The sequence below is a fragment of the Paenibacillus sediminis genome (genome assembly GCF_017873765.1).
Classification (GTDB): Bacteria; Bacillota; Bacilli; order Paenibacillales; family Paenibacillaceae; genus Paenibacillus_AG; species Paenibacillus_AG sediminis.
On record NZ_JAGGKP010000003.1, the window covers coordinates 203,229 to 223,479 of the forward strand.

A 20,251-nucleotide genomic window follows, 5' to 3' on the forward strand; every position below is an offset into this window, starting at 1 on the left:
TGAAGCGCTTACAATAGCGACGTAAGAAGTGACTGGTTGATCTTTGTGTAAATGTTTCTTCGAGTAAATATATGCGAGAGGACTTGCCAATATCTCCGAAAACACTAGGTACAGCAAGGTTTGGATCTTTTCTTAAGAACTGAATTGACAATGTTTAGTGAGTAGATTATGATGAGGTTACAAAAACTGAATGAGTATTCATTCATTGATGTAACTGTATTTTAACACCGGGGTGGTTGAATGACAAGTAAAAAAAATGATAAATATCACCTAATTTTGCAAGGCGCCCTCAAAGTGTTCGCTGAATATGGGTTTCACCGTTCCCAAGTTTCCAAGATTGCGAAGGCAGCTGGTGTAGCCGACGGAACGATTTATTTATACTTTAAAAGAAAGGAGGATATTCTGATCTGTCTCTTTCAAGAGAAGCTCGGGGAATGGGTCGACAAATTCAATGAAAGTGTCGAAAATACCTCACACGCTGAAGAAGCACTTCGTAAGGTATGTGAAATGCATTATTCAGAGCTTGAGAAAGATATAGATTTTGCATATGTCACCCAGATCGAACTAAGACAAAATGATTTGGAGCTGCGCAAAGAAATTGGTAATGCTTTTAAACCATATATTGTTCTCATCGAAAATATATTAAATAAGGGCATCGAAGAGAAGCGATTTCGTCCCAATATGAACGTCAAGCTGGTGCGGAACTTAATTTTCGGCGCAATGGACGAAGCCGTAACCTCTTGGCTTATAGCTGGACGCAAGTACCGGCTCACAGATCAAGTCGATGAGACGCTTAGTTTCTTCCTTCAAGGTATTCAAGCTTAAATAGATTTATGAGCTTAGGCTAAATCACAGGGTCAAGTTTGAAAGGAGAGTAGATTCATGAATATTTATGTATTGCTCAAACAGACATTTGATACCGAAGAAAAGATTGCGATTGAAAACGGCTCTATCGTAGAGGATGGTGTCAAATTCATCATAAATCCTTACGATGAGTATGCAGTAGAACAGGCTATCCAGCTGCGCGATGATCTCGGAGGTTCCGTTACGGTCATATCGGTAGGGCCAGACCGCTCCGTTGAAGCTTTGCGAACTGCCCTAGCAATGGGTGCGGACGAAGCTGTGCTGATCAGCGATGACCGCATTCCTCAAGATGAATATGCTGTATCCAAAGCGCTGCATGCTTATTTGTCTAAACAAAATGTTGACTTGCTTCTCGGCGGCAACTTCTCCGTAGATAACGGAGGCGGTCAAGTAGCGATTAGAATTGCGAGTCTGCTCGGAATTCCTCATACAGGTTCCGTAACGAAGCTTGAAATTAACGGAGATACAGCGCTTGTCCATCGTGACGCCGAAGGTGATCTTGAAGTGTCTGTCGTTACACTGCCAGCTCTATTTACCGCTCAGCAAGGACTTAATGAACCGCGGTATCCTTCGCTGCAAGGCATTATGAAAGCGAAGAAGAAACCGCTCCAGACCCTTACACTAGATGATCTGGGTATTTCTCCTTCAGAAATTACAGCCCAAACTTCGCGTGTAGAGCTGTCACTCCCTCCTGTAAGAAATGCAGGCAAGATTCTTAAAGGTGAGCTGCAGGATCAGGTGCGTGAGCTTGTCGGACTTCTGCGTAATGAAGCTAAGGTCCTTTAATTGAAAGCGTTCTTATTATGAGTCATATACAGGGAGGTAACGTTAAATGAGCAGAACTTTTCTCGTATTCGCTGAAAGTCGTGATGGAAAGCTTCGTCAAGTGGCATTCGAAACGCTCAGCGCGGCACGTGCCAGTGCCGAAGCAGGCGACCAAGTATTAGCTCTCGTAGTAGGCTCTGGAGCTTCATCCATCGCTGGTGAACTCGCAGCCTATGGCGCTGACAGCATTTATACCATAGAGCATTCAGACTTAAACCAATATAATCCTGAAGGCTATTTTGCAGCTGTTAAGAAAGCGATTGACGAAACGAAACCGGATGCCGTATTGTTCGGACATACCGCAATCGGCCGTGATTTGGCGCCGCTCGTTGCAGCGAGTCTGCAAGCAGGTCAAATCTCGGACGTGACTGCGATTAGCCGCTCAGGCAGCGATGTCGTGTTCACTCGTCCTCTATATGCAGGTAAAGCTTTTGAGAAACGCTCCTTTACATCTTCACCTTGGGTTGTTACGGTTCGTCCGAACAATATCCAGGCACCTGCTCCCGACTCTGGACGTACCGCATCCGTTACAGCATTGACTTATCCAGCACCATCTCTGCGGACCATTATTAAAGAAGTCGTGAAGAAAACAACGGGTAAAATCGATCTGTCTGAAGCGAAAATTATTGTCTCCGGCGGACGCGGCGTAAAGAGCGCAGATGGCTTCAAGCCGCTTGAAGAGCTTGCAGATGTACTGAACGGTGCAGTTGGCGCTTCACGCGGCGCGTGTGACGCAGGCTACTGCGACTATTCACTGCAAATCGGCCAAACGGGTAAAGTGGTTACACCGGAAGTTTACATCGCTTGCGGTATTAGCGGAGCGATTCAGCATGTAGCCGGCATGAGCCAATCCCGTATCATTATCGCTATCAACAAAGATCCAGAAGCTCCGATCTTCAAGATCGCAGATTACGGGATCGTAGGTGATTTATTTGAGGTTGTTCCTTTGCTGACAGCAGAGTTCCGTCAAGTGTTGAACGTATAATAACATGGCATGATATTAAAAAAGGCTAGCCAATCTATAAGATTGGCTAGCCTTTTAGCGCTCGGTTAGAGCAGCTTATTTTTTCAAGTTGTAGAACGATTTCAGGCCGTTATATTGAGCAAGTTGACCCAATTGATCTTCGATGCGAAGCAATTGGTTGTATTTCGCAATACGGTCTGTACGGGAAGGTGCACCTGTTTTAATCTGACCCGCATTTGTTGCAACTGCGATGTCTGCGATTGTGCTGTCTTCGGATTCACCGGAACGGTGGGAGACAACAGCTGTGTACCCAGCACGTTTAGCCATTTCGATGGCATCAAATGTTTCAGTAAGTGTACCGATTTGGTTCACTTTGATCAGGATCGAGTTACCGATACCTTTCTCGATACCGTTAGCAAGACGTTCTGTGTTCGTTACGAACAAGTCGTCACCCACGAGTTGAACTTTGCTGCCGAGTTTGTCAGTGAGCAATTTCCAACCTTCCCAGTCATCTTCAGAGCATCCGTCTTCGATCGTGATGATTGGATATTTATCAACCCATGAAGCAAGCAAATCAACGAATTCTGCAGAAGTGAATGATTTGCCTTCGCCTTCAAGATGGTATTTGCCATCTTTATAGAACTCAGTGGAAGCAACGTCCATACCGAGGAATACGTCAACACCTGGTTTGTAGCCTGCTTTTTCAATCGCTTCAACGATCGTTTGCAGTGCTTCTTCGTTAGAACCAAGGTTTGGAGCAAAACCGCCTTCGTCACCTACAGCTGTGTTCAAACCTTTGGATTTAAGTACAGCTTTCAGGTTGTGGAAAATTTCCGCACCTGTACGAAGTGCTTCTTTGAAGCTAGGAGCGCCGACAGGCAGAATCATAAACTCTTGTACGTCTACGTTGTTGTCTGCATGCGCACCGCCGTTCACAATGTTCATCATTGGAACAGGAAGTTGTTTTGCGTTAAATCCGCCAAGGTATACATAAAGCGGAAGATCCAAAGCATCAGCTGCTGCGCGAGCTACTGCCATCGATACCGCAAGAATTGCGTTTGCACCTAGTTTACCTTTGTTAGGTGTTCCGTCTAGTTTAATCATCATTTTGTCGATACCGATTTGATCAAGAGCATCCATACCGATGATTTCTGGAGCAATAATTTCATTTACATTTTCAACCGCTTTAAGAACGCCTTTACCAAGGTAACGGGATTTATCACCATCGCGAAGCTCTACAGCTTCATGCGCACCTGTGGATGCACCAGAAGGAACGATAGCGCGGCCAATAGCGCCAGATTCCAAATATACTTCAACTTCTACAGTTGGATTACCGCGGGAGTCAAGGACTTCGCGTGCGTATACGTCAGAAATAATTGTCATGATTGATTACTCTCCTTTGAATTAAATAGTAAGTTAAGCCTTGCGGCTTGCAATGATGGATGTGCCTGTCATTTCAGCAGGTTTTGGAAGCTGCATCAAATCCAAGATGGTTGGTGCAATATCTGCCAAGATGCCACCTTCACGCAGTGTAACATTTTCATCAGTCACGATGAAAGGCACTGGGTTCGTTGTATGTGCTGTATGTGGACGTCCTTCTTCATCGAAGACCATATCTGCATTACCATGGTCTGCTGTAATCAGAGCAACGCCGCCTTTCGCAAGGACAGCTTCTACTACTTTACCTACGCATTCATCCGTTGCTTCAACCGCCTTAATTGTAGGCTCAAGTTTGCCGGAGTGGCCTACCATGTCAGGGTTAGCGAAGTTCAGAATGATAGCATCGTGTTTATCAGCTTCAATTTCTTTGAGCAAAGCATCTGTAACTTCGTAAATGCTCATCTCAGGTTTCAAGTCATAAGTCGCTACTTTAGGGGAGTTGATCAGAATGCGCGTCTCACCTGGAAGCTCAACATCACGACCGCCGCTGAAGAAGAACGTTACGTGCGGATATTTCTCCGTCTCAGCAATGCGAAGCTGTTTCTTGCCATGCTGAGCGAGAACTTCACCGAGTGTGTTATCCAGATCTTTCGGCTTGTAGGCAACATAGCCGTCTACCGATTCACTGAACAAAGTCAAGCAGACAAAATGCAGATTGCCTGGGAACTTAGGTCCACGATCAAAGCCTCTGAAGTCTTTGTTCGTAAATACTTGAGACAACTGAATGGCGCGGTCTGGGCGGAAGTTCAAGAATATGACCGAATCTCCGCTCTCGACAAGCCCAACAGGCTGATCATTGTCATCTACGATCACCGTCGGCATAACGAACTCGTCATATACCGATTTCTCATGGGATTCCAAGATCGCTGTCATCGGATCTTTATACTTAGGACCTTCGCCATAAACCATTGCACGATATGATTTCTCAGTACGCTCCCACCGTTTATCGCGGTCCATTGCATAATAACGGCCTTGAACGGTAGCAACTTTCCCTACGCCAACTTCTTTAATTTTATCTAGAAGCTGAGTCATGAACACTTTCGCGCTGTCTGGAGCAACGTCACGGCCATCCAAGAAGGCATGAATGTACACTTCTGATAATCCTTCTTTTTTAGCCAGATCCAGCATCGCAAATAAGTGTTCGATGTGGCTATGCACACCCCCATCGGATATTAGTCCGTAAAGGTGCAACTTCTTATTGTTATCTTTGGCATTGCGAACGGCTGCAACCAACGTCTCATTGTCGAAAAATTCGCCTTCACGAATCGATTTCGAAATCCGTGTTAAGTCTTGGTATACAATACGTCCTGCGCCGATATTCAGGTGACCCACTTCGGAGTTCCCCATTTGCCCTTCAGGCAGTCCCACAGCTTCACCGCTAGCGGTTAGCGTGGTGTGTGGATATATACTCATGTAACGATCGTAGTTAGGTTTATGCGCTTGAGCAACAGCATTACCTTCTGCGGTGTTACGAAGACCAAATCCGTCCATGATGATTAATGCTACTGGTTTTGGTGCTTTCATTTATTTTGCCCCCTCAACAAGCTGGATGTAAGAAGCAGGATGTAGGCTGGCTGCACCGACTAGAGCTCCGTCTATGTCGCTTTGTCGCATGTATTCTGCAACATTCTCAGGCTTCACACTTCCGCCGTATTGAATGCGCACTGCGCCAGCTACATGGTCGCCATACAATCCTTTCAAGAGGTCACGGATATAAGCAATAACTTCGTTTGCATCTTGCGGCGTCGAAGCTTTACCTGTTCCAATAGCCCAGATCGGCTCATAGGCAACTACAACCTGCTCTGCTTGTTCCGCGGATATTCCTTGGAATGCAGCTTCTATTTGTACTTTGATAACTTTCTTCGTATCGCCTGCTTCCCGTTCTCCAAGTTTCTCTCCTACGCAGACGATAGGTATTAATTGATTGCGGAATGCAGCGTGCACTTTTTTATTCACGATGTCATCCGACTCGGCAAAATATGCACGTCGCTCTGAGTGACCGACAATGACGTAATCGATCCCTATATCTTTTAACATCACGCCGCTAATTTCACCTGTGTAGGCTCCGCAATCTTCACAGTGCATGTTCTGCGCACCGATTTTAATTCTCGTTCCTTGTACAGCATCGACAAGAGCATGCAAATGCGTAAAAGGTGCACATATAACGCATTCTACACCTTCTATCTCCACTTTACCCTTAATCTCTTCAATGAATGCTTTCGCTTCAGAAACAGTCTTGAACATTTTCCAGTTACCAGCTATAATTGGCGCCCTCACATGGTTCACTCCTTCTGGTTCCTATCCCAAATCGACTCAGAACCGAGAAGGAGACTTCACGGCTCGAGCAAATCTTGTGCGTATCTGGTTGTTATTTATCGTTCAAGGCTACAACGCCTGGAAGTGCTTTGCCTTCCATGAATTCAAGTGAAGCTCCGCCTCCTGTGGAGATATGATCCATTTTGTCAGCAAGGTGGAATTTCTCAGCTGCTGCTGCAGAATCACCGCCGCCAATGATCGTATATCCTTCCGTCTCAGCACATGCCTGTGCAACTTCACGTGTACCGTGCGAGAACGGTTCAATTTCAAATACGCCCATCGGTCCATTCCATACGACCAATTTAGAGTTTTTAATGACTTCAGCGTATTTAGCGCGAGTCTTCGGTCCGATATCGATGCCTTCCCAGTCCGCAGGAATGCCGTCGATATCAACAATTTTCGTATTGGCGTTGGCGCTGAAATCATCTGCTACGACAATATCTACAGGCAAGTAGAAGTTTTTGCCCAGCTCTTTTGCTTTTTGAATAAAGCCAAGAGCTACATCAAGCTTCTCATTGTCCAGCAGCGATTGACCAATTTCATAGCCTTGAGCTTTTAAAAATGTATACGATAGTCCGCCGCCGATCAAAATATTGTCTGCAATGTTAAGCAAATTGTTGATCACATCGATTTTATCTTTGACTTTAGATCCGCCGATAATCGCTGTGAATGGACGTTCTGGATTAGAGAGAGCTTTGCCAAGCACTTCTAGTTCCTTCTCCATAAGAAGACCGGATACTGCCGGCAAATGATGAGCAATACCCTCTGTCGAAGCATGAGCACGGTGAGCAGCGCCGAATGCGTCATTGACGTACAGGTCCGCAAGTTCAGCGAATGCTTTTGCGAGCTCAGGATCGTTCTTCTCTTCACCTGGATAGAAACGAACATTTTCAAGCAGCAGCACATCACCTTTGTTCAGCTTCGCTACTTGCGCTTTTACAGCTTCTCCAATCGCTTCATCCACTTTTGCTACAGGTTTGCCTAGCAGTTCAGACAAACGTGCCGCAACCGGAGTTAGACGCATCGATTCCACCACTTGTCCTTTTGGACGGCCCAGATGGCTCGCCAAAATAACAATTGCGCCTCTCTCTATCAAATAATTGATGGTAGGCAACGTTGCACGAATACGTGTATCATCTGTAATTTTACCATCTTCTAGAGGGACATTAAAGTCCACACGGACAAACACGCGTTTACCGGCAACTTCTACATCACGTATACTTTTTTTGTTCATTTGGTTTCCTCCTAAAAGTTATCCGAAGGATAACTAACTTCGAAAGCATTTACTAAGTTATCCGAAGGATAGATCGCATCGTAAGCATAAGCATTCGCTTATGTAATTCATGACGTATATCAAGCACCAAAGAGGAGCCCTATACATAGGTCTCCCCTCTTTGATGTTAAGTCAGCTATTTAATCAATTATAGGCCTTTGCTAGCGATGTAAGCAGCAAGGTCCACAACGCGGTTGGAATAACCCCATTCATTATCGTACCAAGAAACGACTTTAACCATGTTGTCGCCTACTACCATCGTGGACAAAGCATCGATTGTAGAGGAAGCTGGGTTACCATTGTAGTCGCTAGATACAAGCGGCTCTTCGGAGTAGTTCAAGATCCCTTTCAAAGTTGTTTCAGAAGCTTTTTTAAGCGCACTGTTAACTTCTTCTTTAGTTACGTTTTGGGAAAGTTCAACAACCAAGTCTGTTACAGAAACGTTTGGTGTAGGAACGCGCATAGCCATACCGTTCAATTTGCCTTTCAATTGTGGAAGAACCAAGCTAACTGCTTTTGCAGCACCTGTAGTTGAAGGGATGATGTTCTCAGCAGCTGCGCGTGCACGGCGAAGATCTTTGTGCGGCAAGTCAAGAACTTGTTGGTCGTTTGTGTAGGAGTGAACAGTTGTCATCATACCTTTAACGATACCGAAGTTTTCATCAAGCACTTTGGCAAATGGAGCCAAGCAATTTGTTGTGCAAGATGCGTTAGAAATGATTGTGTGGCTAGCTGGATCATATTTATCTTCATTAACGCCCATAACGATGGTGATGTCTTCGTTTGTTGCTGGAGCAGAGATAATAACTTTTTTCGCTCCGCCTTTCAAGTGAGCTTCAGCTTTTTCTTTCGCTGTGAAAATACCAGTGGATTCAACAACGATTTCAACGCCGTTTGCAGCCCATGGAAGGTTCTCAGGGTTACGTTCAGCAAACACTTTGATTTCTCTGCCGTTAACGATTAGCGCGCCTTCTTTAGCTTCTACAGTCGCGTCCAATTTACCATGAGTTGTGTCATATTTCAAAAGATGAGCAAGCGTGTTAACGTCAGTCAAGTCGTTAATTGCTACAATTTCAACTTCTTTGTTATTCAGTGCTGCACGGAACACATTACGTCCGATACGTCCAAAACCGTTAATACCTACTTTAACCATAGTTTGGTTCCTCCCAAGTAAACATTTTTTATTTATTTGATCAAAGACAGCTCCACTTATGAAGCAGAACCATCCTGATTAACGAATAAGGTTAAATATTCTTCACGATGTCTATCGCGGCAGCTTCATCAGTCACTAAAATATGTTCATGTCCAAAACGAAGCACAGATTGGATCGCTTTCGCTTTACTTTTGCCCCCAGCAATTCCAATGACAACTTCAGCATTCTTAATATCTTCCAAACGAAGCCCTAACGTCAACATCCGATGAACGACAACGCCCTGTTCATTGAAGTAATAGCCGTAAGATTCCGATAACGCGCCTTCTTCCTGAAGTTCCCGAACCGTCTCTGAATCTAGCTTACGGCGACGCGCCATCTCCATAGCATCTCCAATACCATGAATGATAATCTGAGCTCCGCGGATCATATTAATCATTTCTAAAATATTTGGATCTTGAACGAGCGATTGATAAGCATCTTCGCTTAGCAGATCTGGTACATGCAGCAGCCGATACTGTGCTCCCACGTGCTTAGCCATTGTGGATACAATCGTATTCGCTTGAATTTCCAAGCTTTCTCCAAGTCCACCCCTTGCAGGCACGAACCAGCTTCCCTTAAGAGAAACATTCGATGGAGGTGTAAGCTGTTCCGCTACTTCAGCTAAGGTGGATCCCCCTGTTACCGCAACGATTCGATCATTGCTCATGACACTAAGCAGTGCTTTGGCACCTGCACGGCCTAGTTCACGCTTTGCCAGCGGCGACGACTCACTATCACCAGGCACAACCACTACTTTTCGCAGTCCATAGACCTTACGGATCTTCTCTTCCAAATTGGACAGCCCAAACAAATCCTTCACAATAGGCTCAAGCTGCTCAAGCAGTATGCTACCAGCTTCACTGATCCTCATGCCCACGTTCTCTATCTCGATCAGTCCTTGAGCCTTTAAAAGATCAGTTTCGGCCCGCAGCACACGTTCTGTCATGTTTAGCGAAGCTGCCAATGTCCTGCGGCCGACCACATCTGATAGCATGATCTGATGAAGTATGGTGTACCTTTTTTTGAGAATATCCATGAGATCAGGCAGAAGCTGCTTTTCTATTTCTAATATATTCCGCATACTCTCCACTCCTGCAGGCTCCGTCTTTCTCTCCAATCCTCATGGACTCAAAACGTCCCACGATAACTTTTTAAGTCCCACCATTATTTTAACCAAAATTTGCGTATCTTGCAAGGGTAACGTCACTATAATTTGCCGCTTTGTTTTTTCTTATACATTACGCCTTTCAAGTTAACACTTGCAATTTCAAGCAGGATAACCTATAATCTTTTTTGTTATCCTAAAAATGTGCGCCCGTGGTCCAATGGATATGACGTAGGCCTCCGGAGCCTGAGATCGAGGTTCGATTCCTCGCGGGCGCGCCATATTCCTTAATACATAAACGAGTGAAGCCAGCTTCAACTCTTTTTTTTATCAAAAGTTTGACTTTCTTTGACTTTATGTTTTAAATTGTTTATGATGTGGATATTAAGGTAACAGTTAAAATGTAATGAGATTTCAAAGGAGGGTATTTACTATGAGTTATATCCCTATGGTCGTTGAACAAAGCAATCGCGGCGAACGCGCCTATGACATTTATTCTAGACTGCTGAAAGACCGAATTATTTTCCTTGGTTCTCAAGTGAATGATGTTGTGGCGAACTCCATCATTGCGCAAATGCTGTTCTTAGAAGCAGAGGATCCAGAGAAAGATATTCATTTGTACATTAACAGCCCTGGCGGGTCGATTACGGCTGGTATGGCGATTTATGATACGATGCAATTCATTAAACCTGATGTATCTACCATCTGTGTAGGTATGGCAGCATCCATGGGAGCATTTCTGCTGAATGCAGGTGCTAAAGGTAAACGTTACGCGCTGCCAAACAGTGAAATTATGATTCACCAACCTCTTGGCGGAGCTGAAGGCCAAGCGACAGATATCGAAATCCGCGCACGCCGCATTTTGAAATTGCGTGATAAGCTGAACCGCATTATGGCTGAACGTACGGGACAATCATTTGAACAAATTGAGAAAGATACTGACCGCGACAATTTCATGAGTGCACAAGAAGCTCAAGCTTATGGACTCATCGATAAAGTCATCGACAAAACACCCGTTCAAGGTGTATAAGAAAATAAGAACCGCTTGAACAGCTGAATGCTGTTTAAGCGGTTCTTTTATTTATTTTATTCACGCCCACTCTTTAATTCGGTCCACAGACGGTCATACAATTGAAGCGTGTTCCCAACATCGCTAAGCCATTCAGTACGGCTTAATTCATCTTGGGTTAAGTTAATCATATGGTTATTCCGATATTTCTCGCTGTGGAATTCCATCGCTTTCGTATTCGGATCACTGTACCCGATGGATTCATAGTTCTTCGCACTGACCTTCGGATCGAGCATGTAATTAATAAACTTCTCAGCAAGCTCTTTGTTCGCTGCACCTTTAGGAATGGCGTAGTTATCCGAGAAGATCGTTGCGCCCTCTTTAGGAACAACATATTCAATATCTGGATTCTCTGCTGCAATATAAGCCGCATCTCCAGACCAAACGGTACCAATCCAGCCTTCTTCTTGGATCATTTTTTGTTTAATATTATCAGTATCAAATGCAAGAACGCTTGGCAAGAGCTTCTTAAGCTCGCCTACAGCCTGATTGATCTGTCCTTCGTCTGTGCTGCTGTTGGAATATCCAAGCTTCTTCAGCGCCATGCCGATGACCTCGCGGTTATCATCGAGAAGCAGCACTTTACCTTTGTATGATGGGTTCCACAGATCATCCCAACTGTCAATCTTATCTTTCACATATTTTTTGTTATATGCAATTCCCGTTACACCAGACGTATACGCAATCGAAAATTTGTTTCCTGGATCATAGCTCGGATTTTTAAAAGTGTCTGCGATGTTCGCAAAGTTCGGAATGTTGTTTTTATCAAGCGGCTCAAGTAAATTTTGTTTAATCATTGTTTCAACCATATAGTCCGATGGCTGAATTAAGTCATAACCGCTACCGCCTGCTTTAATCTTAGCAAGCAAATCTTCATTATTAGCATAAACATCGTAATTAATTTTGACGTTATATTTATTCTCGAAATCTTTCAGTACCTGCTCGTCAAAATTGTCTGCCCAACTGTAAATATTAAGCGTTGGCCTCGAGGAACATCCTGACAGCACGAGAAGTGCGAATACAACCATAAACAGCAGGCCTGTAAGTCCTTTTCTTTTCATTACTTCCTTATCTCCTCTCTTTCTTAACGTGACGATTACCGTTCATTAGAGCGGAAGCGTCGTTTTTTTCTGACCTTGACCTTTATTTAAAAACATTTGTGCTAACAAAATTAAAATGACACTGACAGCAATCAATATCGTACATAAGGCGTTAATTTCCGGAGAAATGCCTCGTTTCACTTGCCCATAAATATAGATTGGCAATGTCGTAGAACTTGGACCCGTTACAAAGAAGCTGACCATAAAATCATCTAGCGACAAAGTAAAGGCAATGAGTGCACCTGCAATAATGCCCGGTGTTATTTGCGGCAGTGTGACATACCTGAAGGTCTGCCATGAGCTCGCACCTAAATCTTGAGCCGCTTCCTCAAGCTGCTTGCCCATTCCGGTCAATCTCGCTGTAACAATTACATAAACATAGGACAAGCTGAACGTAATATGCGCGATCATTACGGTGATTTTCCCAAGCGGAATATGGATTTGTGTGAAAAGTACGAGTAACGATAGACCCATAATAATATCGGGTATGATGATCGGTAAATAGAGAAGACCGTTCATTCCTGCCCGCATCTTCGAGCCTGTTGTGCGCATAGACAATGCAGCTACTGTGCCGAGGATCGTTGACACAACTGTCGATACGACGGCAATGGTCAAGCTGTTCATCAACGCTTCCATAACATGCCTGTCGGTGAACAGCGATGAATACCACTTCCAAGTAAAACCGCTCCACTTGGCATTAATCCGAGAATCGTTAAACGAATAAATAACAATGAAGACGATCGGCAAATAGATAAAAATCATCATAAGCAACGAATGCAGCCCGAGCAGAGGGTGATTTTTCGATTTCATCATTTCCCCTCCCTAGCGGCCAAATATCTTGATTGCATCGCTCTATTAAATAAGAAAATGAGCACAAGCGAAGTCACTACGAAAATGATGGACAACGCAGCTCCGAACGGCCAGTTGCGTGATCCAAGAAATTGGCTTTGAATAATGTTGCTCAGCATCGCCGATTTCGCGCCGCCTAATATATCGGTAACGACGAACATCCCTGTCGTCGATACGTAAACAAGTACGCATCCCGTCATGATGCCTGATTTCGTCTGCGGCAGCGTAATATGCAAGAATGCTCTCCACTTCGTAGCACCCAGATCGCTTGCTGCATCAAGAAGCCGTCTATCCATTTGTTCAATTGCCACATAAATAGGAAGCACCATGAAAGGAACGAACGTATAGACCATTCCTAGCAACACAGCTCCTTTGGTATATAGCATTTGGATCGGCTCATGAATCCACCCTAATGCGATGAGTAAATTGTTCACCGTTCCTTGTGTTCTAAGCAGCAGAACCCAAGCGTAAGTCCGAATGAGAAAGTTAATCCAAAAAGGAACTGTGACAAGTATAATGCCCCACGTCTGTATTTTGGGCGAAGCATTCGCAATATAGTAGGCTAGCGGGTAACTCAATAATAGACAAATGATCGTCGTTACGACTGACAACCAGATCGTGTCCATGTATATACCAAGATACAGCGGATCAAAAAAAGTTGCATACGACTCTAAACTAAAGGAGTATACCAAATTACCGAGCTCATCTCTTTGCAAAAAAGAGATCCCTATAACAATAAGAATCGGAATAATGAGAAACAAAATAAGCCAGATCATCACCGGCAAATGGATTAGTCGCAACTTCTTCATGAACCGACCATCACCTCATGCAGAGGGTTCCAGCTCACTCCGACTTTCTCTCCAATTTGCCAAGTACGATCATCTGCGAAATCTAGCGCAGCGGTAACGTTCATAGGCTCATCGTCTAGCTGGACGATCAATTTATGAACATTGCCGAGATATACAATATCTTGTACAGTACCTTTCCGGCTCGCTTTATTTATCTCACGCACGACTCTTATATTCTCAGGACGCACAGCAAACAGCCGCCCATCGCTAGAGAAGATATTGTTCTCCCCTATAAAAGTTGCGGCAAATAATGTTCTAGGCGTTTCATATATTTCACGAGGAGTGCCGATTTGCTCAACCTGCCCATTGTTCATGATGACAATGCGGTCTGACAGCATCATCGCTTCCTCTTGATCATGTGTCACGTAAATAAAAGTAATCCCAAGACTGCGCTGCAGTTGCTTTAGCTCTGTTTGCAAACTTTTACGAAGCTGCAAATCAAGCGCACCCAGAGGCTCGTCCAGCAGCAGCACCTTAGGCTTATTAGCAATCGCTCTCGCAATCGCTACCCTTTGCTGCTGACCGCCTGACAGCTCATGAGGATACCGTTTGGTAAGCTGCGTAAGCTGCGTCATCTTAAGAGCTTCTTCTACGCGTTCCTTCTGCTGAGAAGGAGGGGTCTTTTTCATTTTCAGACCAAATGCTATATTCTCTTCCACAGTCATATGCGGAAATAATGCATAATGTTGGAACACTAGATTCAAATCGCGACGATTAGGCGATAGATTCGTTACCTTCTGTCCGTCTAGAAATATATCTCCATCTGTTGGTTGTTCAAATCCCGCAATCATGCGGAGAATCGTCGTCTTGCCGCAGCCGCTCGGACCCAGCAAGGTCAGGAATTCCCCTTCCTTAATGGTAAGCGATAGCGGATGCACGACTACTTGTCCTGAAAAATGCTTCTCGATTTGGACAAGCTCAATCATGTGCATCAACCCCTTATATCTTGTCTTTTTGAAACAAAGAAAGTATTAAGAAAAAAAAGCCATATCCATTGGTATGGCTTTAACGTGTGTCATCAATATTTCGTTTTTTGCATAATACACTATACCTTTTTTTTACTGCAGATACAACAGTTATCTATTATTTTCGACAACCAAACGATTAGAATTCAAAAAAGCGGCCATTCGGCCGCTTTCTGTAACTCATTTTATTTCATCTCATACTGTACGCTCAGTTGTGTTGATACTTTAATCTCACCCGATTCAATGTTCGTTGGCATACTTGCCGTATCAGCTACTTTAGCTACTGCATATGATTGTTCCATAAAGATCGGCGTATCTACACTTCCTTGTGTTACATTCAGCACGATGCCAACTTGACGTTTTGCAGCTTTGGCAATCGCACCTGCTTTCACGTCGGCATTCGCCATTGCCTTTTCTATAACCTGAGTTTCAAATTGATCTGGATCTTCTACTGCGAAGCGAATATTATCGATGCGGTTAGCCCCTGCTTTAGATGCATCGTCAAGCAATTTGCCAACGTTGTCTAAATCACGGAAAGTCACTTGCAGGATATGCATTGCTGTATAGCCTTTTACCTTCTGTCCTTCTTTATCATTGTACGTATAATTAGGCTGCACATAAAATTGGCTTGTTTTAATATCTTTGTCAGCGATTTTCCACGTTCCCTTCAAAAGCGTATTTATCTTCTGAATAACAGCAGCATTTTTCTTCTGCGCTTCATCAGCTGCAGTCGCACTTGCTTCCACACCAATGGATAGATAAGCAACATCTGGTTTTACCGAGATTTCCCCTTTACCTACAACATTAATCACATTCCGTTGGCTTTCATCTGCTGCAGCATTCACCTTACCCTGCTCGCCAAATGAGGCCGTTCCCCCTACCCCAGCAAACAATAATGTTCCGGTAATCAACAGCGCGCTTACAGGTTTTAACCATGTTCTCATTACTTCAAGCCCCCATTCAGATCCGTTTAACTACTAAACGCAACTGCCATAAAAAGGTTGCGGGCGCCAAATAAAAGTAACAAATAACACTAATAAAAGCAAAAAAAGCCCCGAATTTGGGACTTTCTTCATGTTATAATGTTAGCTCAAATGGTGTTATTTATTGGTTTTCTAATTCTTCTTTGCTCACCAAGCTGACTAAAGCGTTTACAGCCTGCTCGGCGTCAGCACCTTCAGCACTTACAATAATTTCGGTTCCTGAGCTGATGGCGAGGCTCATAATTCCCATGATGCTTTTCGCATTCACTTTTTTATCATCTTTTTCCACGAATATTTCAGACGAGTACTTATTCGCTTCTTGAACGAATAATGCTGCTGGTCTGGCATGGAGACCCGTTTTTAATTTAACTACTACCGGGTGCTTTGTCATGGAAATATTACCCCCTATACTTAGTAAACATACATAATTTTAACTATTATATTTATAATATTATACAATATCACAAAAAGGAAACTTTAACAAAAAAATTTAGAAGTCATTTAGCCATTTCGAATTTTCTCAGCAAGTTCATCGATTTTACGCAATCTATGATTAACCCCCGATTTGCTAACCGTCCCCTTAAGCAGTTCCCCAACTTCCTTCAAATTCATGTCAGGATGTGCAAGCCGTACCTCTGCCACTTCACGCAGTTTATCCGGTAAATTCTCAAGTCCGACTTCTTTCTGCAGCAGTTTAATGTTATCAATTTGTCTAACCGCTGCACCGATCGTTTTGTTTAAGTTGGCTGTCTCGCAATTCACAATCCGGTTAACGGAGTTACGCATGTCACGCATAATACGAACATCTTCAAATTTAAACAGCGCTTGATGAGCACCGATAATGCTGAGCAGCTCAATAATTTTCTCGCCTTCTTTAATGTAAAAGATGAATCCTTTCTTCCGCTCGATACAGCGAGCGTTCAAATGAAATTCATTGGCAAGGTCCACAAGCGCACGGCAATGCTCTTCATAGCTCGAAGCAATCTCCAAATGGTAGGAAGATCCTTCAGGATTGTTAACCGACCCCCCTGCCATAAATGCACCTCTTAAATAGGCGCGTTTACAACAGTTTTTCCGAGTTAACTCCGGATTAATCCCCGGTGTAAAGACAAATCCTTCCGAAACAATATGAAGCTCTTTCAGAATATCCTCGACCCTAGCCGGAATCCGTACAATATAGACGTTGTTTTTTTTCAGACGCATCTTTTTACGTACTAATAACTCTGTATGCACCTGAAAATGTTTTTTGATCAGAGAATAAATCCGCCTTGCAATCGCGGCATTTTCCGTGGATATATCCAAAATAACCTTTTTGTTCGAAAGTTGAACCGAACCATTCATACGAATCAGCGCCGATAACTCGGCTCTTTCGCAGCATGGCTCCGCCTCGACAAGGGTTAATTCTTTTTTAGTCTGTGCCGCAAACGACAAGGGTCTCACCTCTTTCTTGAAATCCAGCTATCAACTAACTGAAAAATATGCTCACTAAGTTTGTCCGCGTCATGCCGCAAGTAAGTTCTAAAAAGCACAAGGGTGTCGGCAATGACTTTGTAACCGTGTGACGTCACTTCATCCCAATCGAGCTCTACAGGCTTAGCGCCTTTTTCTGCGTATTTATCCTGTACCTGCGGCGGAATTTCTCCGTTATTTACGATTACATAATCAAACAAGTGATGTCCGATATGGTCATATACAGCCTTCAAATGATCACTCACTGTATAATTATCTGTCTCTCCTGGTTGTGTCATGACATTGCAGACAAAGATTTTAATGGAATTCGAGGCAACAACCGCCTCTGCCAGTTTAGGAACGAGCAAATTGGGAAGAATACTCGTGTACAAGCTTCCCGGACCTATTAAAATCGCGTCTGCTTGATTAATGGCTTCGACAGCCTCAGGCAAAGGCTCGACTTCAGCCGGCTCTAAGAACACTCTCTTTATTGTACCCCGAGCTTCAGGAATTTTAGATTCACCAATAACGATGGTTCCATCTTCCATTTCGGCGCTCAGTACAACAGCCTGCCCAGCAGCAGGAAGAACTCTTCCGCGCACCGCAAACACTCTGCTTAGTTCTCTAACCGCTGTGACAAAATCACCTTTGATGTCCGTCAGAGCTGCCAAAATCAGGTTGCCTAAACTATGACCTGCCAGACCTGCGCCGCTGGTAAACCGATATGCGAGCATGTCGGATAATAGAGGCTCTACATCCGCAAGTGCTGTAAGCACGTTACGGATATCGCCTGGAGGCGGCATCTGCAGTTCGCTCCGTAATATACCTGAACTTCCTCCATCATCAGCTACTGTTACGATGGCCGTGATATCGAGCGGTTTATCCTTGAGCCCTCGCAGCATGACAGACAATCCTGTTCCGCCGCCCATCACGACAATTCGAGGACGTTCTCTCTGTTTGTCAGCTCGACTCATCACTTCACCTCTTAATTCCGGTCGCGGTCTGCGTCTCTATGACTTACACGAACCGTTTCCGTTTCACTTGCTCCTAGCATTTTACCCAAATATTCTGCGATTGCTACAGAGCGATGTTTGCCGCCTGTACAGCCAATCCCAATAATCACTTGGCTTTTGCCTTCCTTACGATACTGCGGTATAAGAAAATGAAGCATATCTAATAATTTGGTTAAAAAAGTTTGCGTCTCAGGCCACTTCATCACATATTCGTAAACGTCGCTGTCTTGCCCCGTCTTCGGACGAAGCTGTTCCACATAATGCGGATTAGGCAAAAAACGGACGTCAAAGATGAGGTCCGCATCAATAGGTACACCGTACTTAAATCCGAAGGACGTTACGTTCACGGATAATGTGCCGCTTTCCAAATGAGAAAATCTTGAAATAATTTTCTCTTTCAGCTGCGCTGGCTTCATATTGCTCGTATCCAGCACTTGGGTAGCCGAATTTTGCAACTCTTCAAGCATTTTACGTTCCAGTTTGATGCCGTCAAGCGGCATACCATTCGGTGCGAGCGGATGTCTGCGGCGGCTTTCCTTATACCGCTGAACAAGGACAGAGTCCGTCGCATCCAAAAATAAGATCTCGCAATGAATAGTGAAATGATCTTTAATATAATTAAGCGATTCGGACAAAGCCGTAAAAAATTCTCTGCCGCGTAAATCGATAACGAGCGCAACCTTAGCGATCTTCCCTTTAGACTGCTCAATGAGCTCCGCAAATTTCGGAATGAGCACAGGCGGTAAATTATCCACACAGAAAAAACCAAGATCCTCTAGACTGCGAACTGCCAGCGTCTTACCAGCACCCGACATCCCTGTAATAATGATCAAGGTCGCTAAGGAATGTTGTTCATTTCCTTGCATACAGCTTCCCTCCCCTGCACTGCATACAAATAACATGATATGAAAAATTGCAGATGATAAGCTTAGGAACGAATATGAAGACCTGCCGCACCAACAATACCAGCATCATTTCCAAGCTTAGCAGGAACGATTTCAACACCCTGCTGAAGCGGTTCTGGTGCAAGTTTTGCATACACTTCTTTCACTTCGTTAAATAGAATATCGCCAGCTTTGGACACACCGCCGCCTAGAATAAACCGCTCAGGATTGAGCACAGCTGCAACAGCTGCCATCGCTTTACCTAAATAAAATGAAGCACGGTTAACGATACGAAGAGCCACTTCATCGCCAGCTTTTGCCGCATCAAAGACAGTTTTAGCCGCAATGTTCTCTTCGAGCGCCAGACTCGTTCTGTCGCCGCGCTCCACAGCATCATTAGCCATACGAATAATGCCAGTCGCGGATGAAACTGTCTCTAAACAGCCCATTTTGCCGCATCCGCATTGGATCGCTTCTAAATCGGGAACGACGGAAATATGACCGAGTTCACCAGCCATACCGGAGAAGCCTTGATATATTTTACCATTTATAATAATACCGCCGCCAACACCTGTACCGAGTGTAAAGCATACGCAATTGTCGATGCCTTTACCTGCACCGCTCCATGCTTCGCCCAGCGCCGCTACATTCGCATCGTTATCTATTTTGACAGGCTTGCCGAGACGTTCTTCTAAAATTTTACGAATCGGGACATCTCTAAAACCAATATTAGGCGCAAGAATAATAATTCCTTCACGAACATTCGTAAAGCCGGCAACCCCTGCACCAACACCAGCCAGTTGGTCCCACGTAAATGGGGATTGTTCAACAATGAGTCTGACATACTTCTCAATGTTGTTAATGACCGTATCGACGCCTTTGTCTGTCTCAGTAGGTCCTTCATAAGTATGGAGCAGCTGGCCCTCTTCATTACAGATTCCGACTTTAATCGCTGTTCCGCCTAAATCTACACCAACGTAGATGTTTTCAGACATGTTTCCAAGCCACCTTTTTTCTACTAAAATGTTTGATCCTACGTATCTCACTATAAGCGAACCCTCCCATTAGGTCAAGAGAACCAGATTGCCTCGGGAAGAGCATTTAACAACATG

General features: G+C 44.2%; 20 protein-coding genes and 1 tRNA gene. 5 read left to right on the forward strand and 16 right to left on the reverse strand.

The features are described from left to right. The first annotated feature begins 240 nt into the window (after positions 1-240). From J2Z20_RS09565 to J2Z20_RS09575, 3 genes are read left to right on the forward strand one after another with little or no spacing between them, the layout of a single operon-like run. Positions 241-825, forward strand: coding sequence for a fatty acid metabolism transcriptional regulator FadR (locus J2Z20_RS09565; RefSeq protein WP_209848769.1), 585 nt, complete (start codon positions 241-243; stop codon positions 823-825). A 57-nt stretch (positions 826-882) separates the two neighbouring features. Next, positions 883-1,650 (forward strand): electron transfer flavoprotein subunit beta/FixA family protein, encoded by a 768-nt coding sequence (locus J2Z20_RS09570; protein WP_209848772.1) that lies wholly within the window; start codon positions 883-885, stop codon positions 1,648-1,650. Positions 1,651-1,696: 46 nt separating this feature from the next. Next, positions 1,697-2,674, forward strand: a complete 978-nt coding sequence (locus J2Z20_RS09575; protein WP_209848775.1) for an electron transfer flavoprotein subunit alpha/FixB family protein — start codon at positions 1,697-1,699, stop codon at positions 2,672-2,674. 75 nt (positions 2,675-2,749) lie between these two features. Here the strand turns inward: J2Z20_RS09575 and eno are convergent, their stop codons facing one another. From eno to J2Z20_RS09605, 6 genes are all read right to left on the reverse strand, one after another. After that, entirely contained in the window at positions 2,750-4,036 is a 1,287-nt protein-coding gene (eno, locus tag J2Z20_RS09580) for a phosphopyruvate hydratase (protein ID WP_209848778.1), read from the reverse strand. Positions 4,037-4,069: 33 nt separating this feature from the next. Beyond that, positions 4,070-5,617 (reverse strand): 2,3-bisphosphoglycerate-independent phosphoglycerate mutase, encoded by a 1,548-nt coding sequence (gene gpmI / locus J2Z20_RS09585; RefSeq protein WP_209848781.1) that lies wholly within the window; start codon positions 5,615-5,617, stop codon positions 4,070-4,072. After that, positions 5,618-6,370, reverse strand: coding sequence for a triose-phosphate isomerase (gene tpiA, locus J2Z20_RS09590; protein ID WP_209848784.1), 753 nt, complete (start codon positions 6,368-6,370; stop codon positions 5,618-5,620). Between the two features lie 91 nt (positions 6,371-6,461). Beyond that, positions 6,462-7,643, reverse strand: a complete 1,182-nt coding sequence (locus tag J2Z20_RS09595) for a phosphoglycerate kinase (RefSeq protein WP_209848787.1) — start codon at positions 7,641-7,643, stop codon at positions 6,462-6,464. A gap of 187 nt (positions 7,644-7,830) precedes the next feature. Then, a complete protein-coding gene (gene gap / locus J2Z20_RS09600) occupies positions 7,831-8,835 on the reverse strand; it encodes a type I glyceraldehyde-3-phosphate dehydrogenase (RefSeq protein WP_209848790.1) in 1,005 nt (334 codons plus the stop codon). A 91-nt stretch (positions 8,836-8,926) separates the two neighbouring features. After that, positions 8,927-9,955 (reverse strand): sugar-binding transcriptional regulator, encoded by a 1,029-nt coding sequence (locus tag J2Z20_RS09605; RefSeq protein WP_209848793.1) that lies wholly within the window; start codon positions 9,953-9,955, stop codon positions 8,927-8,929. Positions 9,956-10,185: 230 nt separating this feature from the next. Between J2Z20_RS09605 and J2Z20_RS09610 the strand changes: the two genes are divergently transcribed. Together J2Z20_RS09610 and clpP are read left to right on the forward strand one after the other, a co-directional pair. Then, positions 10,186-10,260: transfer RNA gene (locus J2Z20_RS09610), tRNA-Arg, on the forward strand. A 152-nt stretch (positions 10,261-10,412) separates the two neighbouring features. After that, on the forward strand, positions 10,413-11,009 hold the full coding sequence (gene clpP / locus J2Z20_RS09615; RefSeq protein WP_209848796.1) for an ATP-dependent Clp endopeptidase proteolytic subunit ClpP: 597 nt from the start codon (positions 10,413-10,415) through the stop codon (positions 11,007-11,009). 56 nt (positions 11,010-11,065) lie between these two features. Here the strand turns inward: clpP and J2Z20_RS09620 are convergent, their stop codons facing one another. The 10 genes from J2Z20_RS09620 to J2Z20_RS09665 form a co-directional block, all read right to left on the reverse strand. Beyond that, positions 11,066-12,109, reverse strand: a complete 1,044-nt coding sequence (locus tag J2Z20_RS09620) for an ABC transporter substrate-binding protein (RefSeq protein WP_209848799.1) — start codon at positions 12,107-12,109, stop codon at positions 11,066-11,068. A gap of 45 nt (positions 12,110-12,154) precedes the next feature. Beyond that, complete coding sequence (locus J2Z20_RS09625; RefSeq protein ID WP_209848802.1) at positions 12,155-12,958, reverse strand: ABC transporter permease; 804 nt, start codon at positions 12,956-12,958, stop codon at positions 12,155-12,157. Continuing rightward, positions 12,958-13,806 carry an ABC transporter permease gene (locus J2Z20_RS09630; protein WP_209848805.1) on the reverse strand — a complete coding sequence of 283 codons (849 nt, stop codon included), beginning with the start codon at positions 13,804-13,806 and terminating at the stop codon, positions 12,958-12,960. The genes J2Z20_RS09625 and J2Z20_RS09630 overlap by 1 nt, the downstream gene beginning before the upstream one ends. Next, entirely contained in the window at positions 13,803-14,777 is a 975-nt protein-coding gene (locus J2Z20_RS09635) for an ABC transporter ATP-binding protein (protein ID WP_280921752.1), read from the reverse strand. The genes J2Z20_RS09630 and J2Z20_RS09635 overlap by 4 nt, the downstream gene beginning before the upstream one ends. Positions 14,778-14,995: 218 nt before the next feature. Then, positions 14,996-15,754 carry an SIMPL domain-containing protein gene (locus tag J2Z20_RS09640; protein WP_209848812.1) on the reverse strand — a complete coding sequence of 253 codons (759 nt, stop codon included), beginning with the start codon at positions 15,752-15,754 and terminating at the stop codon, positions 14,996-14,998. A gap of 160 nt (positions 15,755-15,914) precedes the next feature. Continuing rightward, the gene (locus J2Z20_RS09645; RefSeq protein WP_209848815.1) at positions 15,915-16,184 is read right to left on the reverse strand and encodes an HPr family phosphocarrier protein; all 270 of its coding nucleotides are present in this window, start codon (positions 16,182-16,184) and stop codon (positions 15,915-15,917) included. A 110-nt stretch (positions 16,185-16,294) separates the two neighbouring features. Then, positions 16,295-17,224: a DNA-binding protein WhiA gene (gene whiA / locus J2Z20_RS09650; protein WP_209848818.1), complete on the reverse strand. Its 930-nt coding sequence runs from the start codon at positions 17,222-17,224 to the stop codon at positions 16,295-16,297. A gap of 5 nt (positions 17,225-17,229) precedes the next feature. After that, a complete protein-coding gene (locus J2Z20_RS09655) occupies positions 17,230-18,216 on the reverse strand; it encodes a gluconeogenesis factor YvcK family protein (RefSeq protein WP_209848821.1) in 987 nt (328 codons plus the stop codon). 11 nt (positions 18,217-18,227) lie between these two features. Next, entirely contained in the window at positions 18,228-19,121 is an 894-nt protein-coding gene (gene rapZ / locus J2Z20_RS09660) for an RNase adapter RapZ (RefSeq protein ID WP_209848825.1), read from the reverse strand. Between the two features lie 62 nt (positions 19,122-19,183). Continuing rightward, positions 19,184-20,134: an ROK family glucokinase gene (locus J2Z20_RS09665; RefSeq protein WP_209848828.1), complete on the reverse strand. Its 951-nt coding sequence runs from the start codon at positions 20,132-20,134 to the stop codon at positions 19,184-19,186. Positions 20,135-20,251 lie beyond the last annotated feature (117 nt).